The following is an 11,249-nucleotide window of genomic DNA, read 5'->3' on the forward strand; positions in this document are numbered from 1 at the left end:
AGTCACGGTCAATAGCGGGCGGGGCCGGCGCCCATCTCCGTCACCGGAGGCCCCGAGTACGGAGGCTGCTGCTCCTGGGCGCGCAGCGCGGGCGTCAGCACCCGGCCCACGCGCTCCACCAGCAGCGTCATCTCGTACGCGACGAGTCCGAGGTCGCAGTCCGGCGCCGCCAGCACCGCGAACACCGACCCGTTCGTGATGGACATGACGAACAGCAGGCCGCGGTCCATCTCGACGACGGTCTGGTTCACCCCGCCCGCGTCGAAGATCTTCGCCGCGCCCTGGGTCAGGCTCATCAACCCCGAGGCGATCGCCGAAAGCTGGTCCGCACGCTCGGGCGGGAAGCCCGACGAGTACGCCATCGGCAATCCGTCCGAGGAGACCACGACGGCGTGCGCGACCTTCGCGACACGGTCCGCGAAGTTCGTCACCAACCAGTTGAGATCCTGCCCGCTCACCGGGTGCCTCCTGTCTCGCCGTCACCCTGTGACGGCGCCTCACCTGACGTGCCTGCGCCGCGAGCCTCGTGGCGTCCCCGATGGACGCCGCGCTGCAGGCTCGCGAAGCGGTTGCGTACGACGTCGGCCGTCTGGCCGTATCCCTGCTGCTGGCCCGGTCCCTGACCCTCCGGTGCCGGCCGGCCCTGCACAGCCTGCCCCTGCGCGGGGCCCTGGGGCAATGCCCGGCCCGGTGCCGGAACCGGACCCGCGGCGGGCTGCGTGTTCCCGGCCGGCGCCGCGCGGCCGACCGCCCCCGGCACCCGGTTCTTGCCCGGCACCCGCTTGGGCAGCCCGACGCTGGTGCGCGTGGTGGCGACGGGCTCGCGGGCGGCCTCGGCGGCGCGGAAGCCCGCGTCCGCCGGGGACTCCCAGCCCCGCACGGGATCCTCCCCCGAGTTCTCTCCCCTCCGCATGAACCACTCCGATTGCATCGCGTCGAAGATGGGCGAACGCTCGGGAACCCGCGGCGGCGCCTTCGGCTCCGGCGGCGCCTGCGCCGGAGGGGCCTGGGGCGCCCGCATGGACGGTTCGGGGACATGCGGCTCCGGAACCGGCTCCGGCGGATGCGGCATGGACATCGCGCCCGGGCGCGCCTGCTCCGGCGCCGGCATCTCGCCGGTCTCCCACCGGGCCCCGCGCGGCCGGGGCGGGCCGCCGGCCGGCGGGCCGTCCCCGTACGGGTCCGGCGGGGCCTGCCCGGAGTCGCCTCCCACCTGCTCCAGCGGTCCGGTCTCCCACGGGATCTGCCGCGACGCGCCGGGCTCGGGCACCATCGGCTGGGCCTCGGGGACGACCGACTGCGGGCCGCCCTGGCGGTAGGTGCCGTTGCTTCCGGCGCCGCCGTCCTGCGGCCGCTCGCTGCGCGGCTGGAAGAGGCCGTTGGACTGGCCGTCGTCGGCCGGGCGTCCCGGCAGCTGCGCGCCGGGCCGGCGGATGGGCAGCTCGCCGGGCCTGCGCGGCGGCTGCCGGTCGCCGGGCTGGTACGGGTCGTCGCCGGGCGGCCCCTGCTCGTCGCGCGGGACGGCGGGCAGCGGCCCCGTGTTCGGGAACGCGGCGTGGGCGCCGGTGCCGGCGGCGGGGATCGGGCCGGTCTCGTTCATGGCCGGCTGGGGACCGGTGGCGCCGCGGAGGGACCGCAGCGGCCCGGTGCCGCCGGCCATGGGATGGGAGCCGGTTCCGCCGACGACCGGCGCGCCGCCCGGCCCGCCGGGGACGCCGTAGTCGTCCTGCCGGAACGCGCCGCCGGAGCCGATGGCGGGCGGCTCGGCGGCGGTGGTCAGCGCGGCGAGCTGCTGGCCGTCGGTCTCGCGGGGGCCGAGGCCGCGGGTGCCGATCGGGCCGGCCTCGCCCGGAGTGATCACCGCGTCGGGCAGCACCACGAACGCGGTGAGGCCGCCGCCCTGGGCGGCGCGCAGCTCCACCCGGATCCCGTGCCGGACGGCCAGGCGGCCGACCACGAACAGGCCCATGCGGCGCGCCGCGGAGAAGTCGATGACGGGCGGGTTCGCCAGCCGCCAGTTGGCCTGCTCCAGGTCCTCCCCCGACATGCCGACGCCGTTGTCGGTGATCTGGAGCATGGAACCGCCGCCGCTCAGCATTTGGCCGGATACGGTCACCTTCGTGTGCTCGGACGAGAAGACCGTGGCGTTCTCCACCAGCTCGGCCAGGAGGTGGACGAGGTCGTTGACGACGGGACCGGCGACCGTCATGTCGCCTTGAACCCGCAGCGCGACCCGCTCGTACTGCTCAACCTCGGACAGCGACGCGCGGACGACGTCGATCAGCGGGACGGCCTGGTTCCACCGGCGCACCTGCTCCTGCCCACCGAGGACGAGGAGGTTCTCACAGTTGCGGCGCATGCGGGTTGCCAGGTGGTCCAGCCGGAACAGGTTCCCGAGCTGCTCCTCGTCGCGTTCGCTCTGCTCCAGCTCCTCGATCAGGCGCAGCTGGCGCTCGATCAGGGACTGGCTGCGGCGGGAGAGGTTGACGAACATCGCGTTGATGTTGCCGCGCAGGACCGCCTCGTCGGCCGCCAGCCGGACCGCCTCGCGGTGGACCTCGTCGAAGGCCCGCGCGACCTGGCCGATCTCGTCGGTGGAGTCGATCTCGATCGGCTCGACCTCGATGCCGCCGGCGGCGGCCTCGGGATCGCGGAGCCGGTCGACCAGGCCGGGCAGCCGGGTGCCGGCCACGTCGAGCGCGCCGGACTGCAGCCGCAGCAGCGGCCGCACGAGCGAGCGGGCCACGATGATGACGGTCGCCAGGACGATCGCGAGGATGAGGAACAGCAGCGCCGCGTCGCGGAACGCGTCCGTCTGGGCGTCGGACTTGGCGTCGTTGGCCGTGTCGGCGAGTTCGGCGGCGATGTTCTGCTCGACCGTCCGGAGCTTGTTGACCCGGGCGCTGGAGTCGGCCGTCCAGTTGCGGGCGACGCCGTTGCCGAGCCTGACCCGCAGGCTCGGGGACGCGTCGGCGACGGCGAGCGTCCGCAGCCGGGTGACCTCGGCGCGGTCCAGCTCGGGGCCGGTGACGGTGTCCTCGAAGAGCTGCAGCTGGACCGCCGTGGCCGAGCTGCGGAACGCCGCGATGCTGGTGTTCAGGTCGGCGCGGGCGTCGTCGACGTCGGCGCGGCCGAGCGGTGTGAAGCGCCCCTCCCAGAGGGCCGCGGCGAGGAGGGCCCGCTCGCGGGACGCGGCCTCCTTGGCGCTCGCGAGGTCGGCGAGCGCCAGCGCGCCCTGCGCGAGTTCGGGTGTCGGGGCGTCCTGCGAGACCAGCAGGTGGTATCCGCTGAAGTCGTCGATGAACTCGCCGTACTTGTCGATGATCGGGCCGGGCGCGAGGCGCGCGGACAGGGCCCGCAGCGCGGGCAGGTCGCTGACCCGGTCGAGGACGTTGCCGAGCGCCAGCTCCAGGCCGGGCGATTTGACCTCGACGTCGTCGGCCGCGTCCTGCACCTTGCGGGCGGCGGCGTCCACCGCCTCCTGGCGCGCCGTGAGCTCGTCGGCGTCGATGGCTCGCTGGCCGCCTGCGGCCCGGCCCGCCATGGCGTCGCGCTCGTTCTCCACTTCGTGCGCGAGCGCAGTCAGTTCCTTACCGAGCGTAGCCATCTCGCCCGTCCGGGCAAAGGCGTCGGCGTCGTCCATGGAAACCTGGACGCGGTAGCCCGCAAGGAGTGCGGCCACGATCGTGGGCACCGCGATGAGGGCGAACAGGCGCGTCCGCACGCGCCAGTTGCGCAGCTTGAGCCGGCCTCCCAGGAAGCCTCGCTTGGGGGCGTCTCCACTGGCAGACGGGCCTGGCTGAGGGGACTGCGGGGCCATCTCGGCCCCTTCGGCTTTCCGCACTGCCCTCCGCTACCTCTCAATGGGTCGATCGCTCGCGGCGCACAGTGACCCTGAACGAGATCCGGGTCGCGTCGCCTGCCCGCACCACTGTGGGCAAGCGCCGAACATTGCAACACAGAGCAACCATCATGGCCAACCCGAATGATCACACAGGTCTAGACTTGTGATGCAGAAGATGCGAATGTCACAGCTTGTTCACGTGTGTTCACATAAGTGCACGTAAAGCTGGCATCTTCCCCATGGCGCGCCCCTGGTGCGCTACGCTCCCGGCTCGTTGAAAGATCAGCTTTCAACCAGCTTCCCCCGCAAATGGAGCGTTGTTCATGTCTGCTTCCCACCGCCGCACAGTCATCGGCGGCGCACTCGCCATCGGGCTCGCGCTCTCCGGGGCCGCCGCCTGCGGCGACTCCGAAGAGAGCCCCTCGGCCAACGGCCTGGAGAAGTCCGAGATCACCCTCGGCACGATGACCATCGCCGACACCGCGCCCGTCCAGATCGCCATCACGAAGGGTCTGTTCAAGGCCGAGGGCCTGACGGTGAAGACGCAGGTCATCCAGGGCGGCGCGGCCGGCATCCCGCTGCTGAAGAGCGGGCGGCTGGACTTCAGCTTCGGCAACTACGTCTCGCTGCTCACCGCCGGCGTCAAGGACCCCGGCTTCAAGCCGAAGATCGTCGCCGAGGGCTTCCAGGGCGCCCCGAAGACCCACACGCTGATGGTGCGCAAGGACTCCCCGTACCAGACGATCGAGGACCTCAAGGGCAAGAAGGTCGGCGTCAACACCCGCCGCAACATCAGCACGCTGATGATCCGCGCCGCCGGCAAGCCCGTGGGCGTGGAATTCGACGAGGACAAGAACTTCGTCGAGGTCGCCCCGCCGGCCATGGAGCAGGCCCTGAAGTCCGAGAGCGTTGAGGCCGTCCAGGCGATCGAGCCGTTCGGCACCCAGATGCAGCAGTCGATCGGCGCCAGGATGGTCGCGGACCTGTCCAGCGGCCCGACCGCGGACTTCCCGATCGCCGGCTACGCCGCCACCGAAGAGTTCATCAAGGAGCACCCGAAGACCACCGCCGCCTTCCAGCGCGCGCTCCAGAAGGCCCAGGGCATGGCGGCCGACCGCAAGCTCGTGCAGGACATCCTGCCGACCTACGCCAAGGGCATCGACGCCAAGGTCGCCTCGACGATGAGCTACGGCAGCTTCCCGACCACGCTGAACGCGACGCGTCTGCAGCGCGTGGCGGACGTGATGCTCCAGTTCGGGTACGTGGAAGAGAAGATCGACGTCAAGAACTTCATCGCCACTTCCGCCGCATGAATTCTCGCCGTATCGCTTTCGGCGCCGCCGGGGTGGCCGGGGTGGTCGTCGTCATCGAGGTCGTAAGCCGTACGGGCCTCATCGACGCGTCCGCCCTGCCCCCGGCGTCGACCGTTCTGTGGGAGGCCGCGAAACTGGCCGTCGACGGGGAGTTCCTCGTCGACGTCGGCGCCACGCTCAAGGCGTGGTTCGGCGGGCTCGCGCTGGCGGTGCTGGTGGCGGTACCGCTGGGCGTCCTGCTCGGCTCGGTTCCGCTGCTGGGCACCGCCGCCCGCGCCCTAGTCGAACTGCTGCGCCCCATCCCCTCGGTCGCGCTGATCCCGCTCGCCATCATCCTGTTCGCCGACCCCACGCAGATGAAGATGTCGCTGATCTTCTACGCCTGCCTGTGGCCGATTCTCATCAACACCCTGTACGCGCTCCGCGACGTCGACCCGGTCGCCAAGGAGAGCCTGCGCGCCTTCGGGTTCGGGACGCCGTCGGTGCTGTGGCGCGTCTCGCTGCCGAGCGCCGCCCCGTTCATCACCACCGGCGTCCGGATCGCCGCCTCCGTCGCCCTCATCGTCGTGGTCAGCACCGAGCTGTTGGCCGGCGGGGTCAACGGAGTGGGAATCTATCTCAGCTCCACCCAGGCCGGCGGCGGCCAGACCGACCTGCTGCTTGCCGGGGCCGTCTGGGCCGGTGTCCTCGGACTGCTGGCCAACATGGGCCTTCTCGGGCTAGAACGGATTGCGTTCCGCTGGCACACCGCCCAGGTGGAGGGGATCGCATGAGCGGAGCGAACCGAGGTGCGCTGGGAGCCGCCTCCCCGCAAGGAGCAGGCGTGAAGGCCCTGAAGGCGCTGCGCGCGTTCGTCGAGCGCGCCTGGCTGGTCGTCGTCTTCGTCATCCTGTGGGAGCTGATCACCCGCGCGGTGAACGAGACCTACTTCCCGCCGCCCACCAAGATCCTCGGAGCGCTGCACGAACTGTGGTTCTCCGGCCCCGCGTCCCGGTTGTTCCTCACGGACAACGCGACGGACGACTTCTCCACCAGCCTGACCCACCTGTTCATCGGGTGGGCCGCCGCCGGCGCCGCCGGCGTCGTGATCGGCGCGGCGGTCGGGCGGTCGAAGGCCCTGTACGACATGCTGACCCCGGTGCTGGAGTTCCTGCGCGCGGTGCCGCCGCCGACGCTGCTGCCGTTCTTCATCATCGTGTTCCAGCTCGGCGCGACCATGCAGATCGTCACGATCGCGTTCGGCGTCGTGTGGCCGGTGCTGCTCAACACCTGCGACGGCGTCCGCACCGTTGAGTCCCTGCAGCTGGAGACGGCCCGGGTGTTCGGGATCGGCCGGCTCCGCCGGATGGTGACCATCATCCTCCCGGCGGCGGCGCCGAAGATCTTCGCGGGCCTGCGGGTGGCGCTGTCGTTCGCGCTGATCCTCATGGTCATCTCCGAGCTGTTCGGCAGCACCGCGGGCATCGGCTCCGAGCTCATCGGCGCCCAGCGCTCGTTCGAGCTGCCCCGGATGTGGGCCGGCATCGTCATGCTGGGCATCCTCGGCTTCCTGTTCAACGCCGTCTTCATGCTGCTGGAACGCCGCCTGCTGGCCTGGCACATCGGCGCGCAGCGGCTCGCGAACTGACCGATGCCCCCCACGCTGACCCTCACGACGTACACACAGAAAAGGCGGCCGTGATGCTCCAGATAACCGGCCTCACGCACTCCTACGCCGACGGCCACCTGGCCCTCGACGGCCTCGACCTCACCGTCCCGGACGGGCAGATGGTCAGCATCGTCGGCCCGTCCGGCTGCGGCAAGTCCACCCTGCTGCGCTGCATCGCCGGGCTGATCCGTCCGACCGGCGGGACCCTCACCCTGGACGGGGCGCCGATCGACGGCGTGCCCGACGACCTCGCGGTGGTGTTCCAGGACTACAGCCGCTCGCTGTTCCCCTGGCTGACCGTCCGCGACAACGTCGCGCTGCCGCTGCGCCGGCGCGGGAAGTCACGCTCGGAGCGGCGCGCCGGGGCGGAGGAGGCCCTGGAGTCGGTGGGCCTCCACGACGCGGGGCGCAAGTACCCGTGGCAGCTGTCCGGCGGCATGCAGCAGCGCGTGTCGATCGCGCGGGCGCTGGCGTACCGTCCCTCGCTGATGCTGATGGACGAGCCGTTCGGGTCCGTGGACGCGCAGACCCGGGAGGACCTCGAGGACCTCGTCCTGGAGGTGCACCGGACCCAGAAGATGACGATCCTGCTGGTCACGCACGACATCGACGAGAGCGTCTACGTCGGTGACCGGGTGATCGTGCTGAACCGCTCGCCCGCCCGCGTGCACGCCGACCTGCCCGTCGGGCTGCCGTCCGTCCGCGACCAGATCGACACCCGGGGCCTCCCGGAGTTCGTCCAGCTCCGCGCCGAGGTCGGCCGGCTGGTCCGCGGCGGCGCGAAGGTGCCCGGCGCGGTGCCCTCCGGCTCCCCGCCCGCGGACGAGCCGGAGGCGGCCGCGGCGGAGACCGCGAAGAAGTCCGGCGCGAGCTCGGGCACGAAACCGGCTCGCTGAGAACCGCCGCCCTGAGCGGCGGCAGGGAACGAGACCGGGGCGGACGGGGCCGCCACCATACCGGCCCCGCCTGCCCGGGAACGAACGGGAGGGCGATTCATGCGCGTACTCATCGTGGGTGCGGGGATCGGCGGGCTCACCACCGCGTTGAGCCTGCACGAGGCCGGTGTCGAGGCGCTCGTCGTCGACTCGGCCGTCCGGCTGCGGCCGCTCGGCGTCGGCATCAACCTGCTCCCGCACGCCGTCCGGGAGCTCACCGAGCTCGGGTTCGGCGACGAACTGGCCGAGATCGGCATCCCCACCGCGGAGACCGTGCACTTCGACCGGTACGGCGGCCGGATCTGGGGGGAGCCGCGGGGACGCGCGCTCGGCTACCACTGGCCGCAGTACTCGATTCACCGCGGTGAACTGCAGATGATGCTGCTGGACGCCGTCCTGGCGCGGCTCGGCAAGGACGCCGTCCGCACCGGAACCGTCTTCGAGGGCTTCGAGCAGGACGGTGAGGAAGTACGGGCGCGGCTGCTCGACCGGGCGTCCGGCACCGCCGGCACCGCCGCGGCCGACGTGCTGATCGGTGCGGACGGCCTGCACTCCGCCGTCCGCGCGCAGCTCAACCCGGGCGAGTCGGCGCCGCTGTGGAACGGCATCAGGATGTGGCGCGGCGTCACCGAGGGAGAGCCGTTCCTGAGCGGGCGGACACTGGCCATCGCGGGCAGCAACGCCGCGTCCAAGATGGTCGTCTACCCGATCTCCATGCGCGCCGAGCGGCGGGGCAAGGCGCTGCTGAACTGGGTGGCGGAGGTGAGGCTCGCCGACGACCAGCTGGACCGCACCGCCGACTGGAACCGGACGGGCCGCCTGGAGGACGTGCTTCCCTACTTCGCGGAGTGGAGGTTCGACTGGCTCGACGTCCCGGCGCTGCTGTCGGGCTCGGCGGAGATCCTGGAGTACCCGATGGTCGACCGGGATCCCCTGGACCGCTGGACGTCCGGCCGCGTGACCCTGCTCGGCGACGCCGCCCACCCGATGTACCCGATCGGCTCCAACGGCGGATCCCAGGCCGTCCTCGACGCCCGTGTCGTGGCGCACGAGCTGGCCGGGGCCGCCGATCCGGCCGAGGCGCTCCTCGCCTACGAGCGGGAACGCCGGGAGACGGTCAACGCCATCGTGCTGGCTTGCCGCGACATGCCCGCCGACCGCATCCTGCAGACCGTCAGCGAGCGCGCCCCGCAGGGGTTCGACGCCATCGAGGACGTCCTGGCGCCGGACGAGCTGAGCACCATCGCCGGCGCCTACCGCCGGACGTCGTTCTCCGACGTCGAGACCCTCAACAGCCGGCCGTCGTACACGGTCTCCGGCTGAGGACTCCGGCGCGGAGCGCGGTGGGGCCCGGCCTCGCCGCGCTCCGCGCTCACGTCGCCGTCGTTCAGGCGGTGGAGGTCGCGACGGCGGCCAGGCGGGCGTTCATCGCGCGGGCCGCGCGGTCGTAGAAGGCCGGGTCGTCGTGGAGGAGCGCGTGGGCCGATCCGGTGCGGCAGACGGCGTCCAGTTCGAACGTCAGCTGGGGGATGTCGGCGGACGCGTCGATCTCGCCGAGGTCCCGCGCCTCGCGCATGCAGCGTTCCATGAAGTCGCGCCAGTCGCGCTGTGAGGCGGCGATGGCGTCGCGGACGCGGCCCGGGCGGGCGTCGAACTCGGCCATCGTGGAGTGGAAGAAGCATCCGCCGGGGAAGACGGGTTCGCGCTGGTAGCGCTGCCAGGCGTCCAGGAGCACACGGACGCGGCCGAGGCCCTTGGGGACGGCGAGGGCGGGCTCGACGACGTGCTCGCGGTAGACGTCGACGGCCTTGCGGACGGTCGCGAGCTGCAGTTCCTCCTTGGAGCCGAAGTGCGTGAACACGCCGCTCTTGCTGGCCCCCAGTTCGGTGGCGAGCCGGCCGATCGACAGCCCCTCCAGGCCCTCCGCCGAGGCGATGTCGGCGGCGCGGCAGAGGATGGTCCTGCGCGTCTGCTCGCCCTTGAGAAGGCGTCCGTCGGTGCTCACGGCCTCTAATCTGCACGACCGTTCGTACAAAGTCAATGCGCCGAACCCTTGACGGAGCCCGTGTCCATAGAAGATTGTACGATCGTTCGTTTAATTTTCTGGAGGCCTGCCCATGACCGCCGAGACCACCGCGCCGCCCGCCGCCGCGGGCCCCGCCGCGCGGCGCGACGTGCCCTGGCTCGCCGCCGGGGCGACGTTCCTGGCGATGCTCGACGCCACCGTCGCCAACCTGGCCGTCCCCGACCTGCGCGCCGACTTCCCCGGCTCCTCGCTGTCCGGGCTGACCTGGATGATCACCCTGTACGCCGTGCTGTTCGCGGCGCTGCTCGCCCCCGCCGGGCGGCTCGCCGACCTCCTCGGCCGGCGGACGCTGTACCAGTGGGGCGTCGGGCTGTTCACGCTGGCCTCACTGGGCTGCGCCCTCGCGCCGAACGTGCCCGTCCTGCTGGCGACGCGCGGCGTTCAGGGCGCCGCCGCGGCCGCGATGATCCCCGCGTCCCTGGCTCTGCTGCTGCGCGACACGCCCGCCGGGCGGCGCGCCGGCGCCATCGGGCTGTGGAGCGCGGCGGGCGCGTTCGCCGCCGCCATCGGCCCCAGCCTGGGCGGCGTCCTCGTCGACCAGTTCAGCTGGCGGTCGCTGTTCATCATCAACGTGCCGTTCGGGCTGGCCATGCTGCTCGGCGGGCTGCGCCTCCCCCGCGCCGAGGGCGGTCACGGCCGGCTTCCCGACCTGATCGGCACGGTCCTGCTCGGCGGCGGCGTCGGCGGGGTCGCGCTCGGCGTCACCCAGACCCGCGACTGGGCCTGGACGGACACCCGCACGCTCGCCCTGCTGATCGGCGGCGCGGCCATGGTCGCCTTGGCGCTGTGGCGGTCGGCGCGGCACCCGGTTCCCGCGCTGGAGATCTCACTGTGGCGCAGCCGCCGGTTCGCCTTCGCCAACGCCGCCTCGTTCCTGTACGGGACGGCCCTGTACTCGTGGCTGCTGCTCGGCGTCCTCTACCTCACCGCCCAGTGGGACTACTCGATCCTCAAGGCGGGCCTCGCCTCGACGCCCGGGGCCCTCACCGCCACCGCGGCGGCGATCGTCATGGGCCGCCTGACCGGCCGCATCGGCGTGCGGCCCGCCGTGACGGGAGGCGCGCTCATCATGGTCGCGTCCGGGACGTGGGCGTTCGCGTCGCTACCGTCCGAGCCGCACTTCCTCACCTTCTGGCTCCCCGTCGGGCTGCTGGTCGGGACGGGCATGGGGATGCTCAGCACCGGCACCGCGTCCGCCGCCGCGCTGTCGGTCGACCCGCAGCGGTTCGCCGGCGCCACCGGCCTCAACACGACGGCGCGCCAACTCGGCGGCGCGCTCGGCATCGCCGTCCTCGCCGCGCTGCTGCCCGCCCACGCCGTGCACGGCGACTTCACCGCCATCTACCTGTTCTGCACACTCGCCGCCGGCGGCGCGGCCCTCGCCGGGCTGCCGCTGACCGTCCGGCCCGCCAAGTCCTGATGG

At 72.3% G+C, this 11,249-nt stretch carries 9 protein-coding genes; 6 read left to right on the forward strand and 3 right to left on the reverse strand.

The genetic code is table 11. From position 1 onward, the window contains the following. Nucleotides 1-8 precede the first annotated feature (8 nt). Both ACTWPP_RS08395 and ACTWPP_RS08400 read right to left on the reverse strand, forming a co-directional pair. Entirely contained in the window at nucleotides 9-458 is a 450-nt protein-coding gene (locus ACTWPP_RS08395; protein WP_358451981.1) for a roadblock/LC7 domain-containing protein, read from the reverse strand. Next, complete coding sequence (locus ACTWPP_RS08400; RefSeq protein WP_443103545.1) at nucleotides 455-3,820, reverse strand: nitrate- and nitrite sensing domain-containing protein; 3,366 nt, start codon at nucleotides 3,818-3,820, stop codon at nucleotides 455-457. The genes ACTWPP_RS08395 and ACTWPP_RS08400 overlap by 4 nt, the downstream gene beginning before the upstream one ends. Nucleotides 3,821-4,167: 347 nt before the next feature. Here ACTWPP_RS08400 and ACTWPP_RS08405 point away from each other — a divergent pair, with 347 nt between their 5' ends. From ACTWPP_RS08405 to ACTWPP_RS08425, 5 genes are all read left to right on the forward strand, one after another. Next, nucleotides 4,168-5,157, forward strand: coding sequence for an ABC transporter substrate-binding protein (locus tag ACTWPP_RS08405; protein WP_443103546.1), 990 nt, complete (start codon nucleotides 4,168-4,170; stop codon nucleotides 5,155-5,157). Further along, a complete protein-coding gene (locus ACTWPP_RS08410) occupies nucleotides 5,154-5,930 on the forward strand; it encodes an ABC transporter permease (RefSeq protein WP_443103547.1) in 777 nt (258 codons plus the stop codon). The genes ACTWPP_RS08405 and ACTWPP_RS08410 overlap by 4 nt, the downstream gene beginning before the upstream one ends. A gap of 50 nt (nucleotides 5,931-5,980) precedes the next feature. Next, a complete protein-coding gene (locus ACTWPP_RS08415; RefSeq protein WP_443103548.1) occupies nucleotides 5,981-6,784 on the forward strand; it encodes an ABC transporter permease in 804 nt (267 codons plus the stop codon). 53 nt (nucleotides 6,785-6,837) lie between these two features. Continuing rightward, nucleotides 6,838-7,701: an ABC transporter ATP-binding protein gene (locus tag ACTWPP_RS08420; RefSeq protein ID WP_443103549.1), complete on the forward strand. Its 864-nt coding sequence runs from the start codon at nucleotides 6,838-6,840 to the stop codon at nucleotides 7,699-7,701. Between the two features lie 99 nt (nucleotides 7,702-7,800). Then, nucleotides 7,801-9,063, forward strand: a complete 1,263-nt coding sequence (locus ACTWPP_RS08425) for a flavin-dependent oxidoreductase (RefSeq protein WP_443103550.1) — start codon at nucleotides 7,801-7,803, stop codon at nucleotides 9,061-9,063. Between the two features lie 64 nt (nucleotides 9,064-9,127). Here the strand turns inward: ACTWPP_RS08425 and ACTWPP_RS08430 are convergent, their stop codons facing one another. After that, complete coding sequence (locus ACTWPP_RS08430; protein WP_443103551.1) at nucleotides 9,128-9,745, reverse strand: TetR family transcriptional regulator C-terminal domain-containing protein; 618 nt, start codon at nucleotides 9,743-9,745, stop codon at nucleotides 9,128-9,130. Between the two features lie 112 nt (nucleotides 9,746-9,857). Here ACTWPP_RS08430 and ACTWPP_RS08435 point away from each other — a divergent pair, with 112 nt between their 5' ends. Next, nucleotides 9,858-11,246 (forward strand): MFS transporter, encoded by a 1,389-nt coding sequence (locus ACTWPP_RS08435; protein ID WP_443103552.1) that lies wholly within the window; start codon nucleotides 9,858-9,860, stop codon nucleotides 11,244-11,246. Nucleotides 11,247-11,249: the final 3 nt, after the last annotated feature.

The sequence above is a fragment of the Actinomadura sp. 3N407 genome, from assembly GCF_052245875.1.
GTDB lineage: Bacteria > Actinomycetota > Actinomycetes > Streptosporangiales > Streptosporangiaceae > Spirillospora.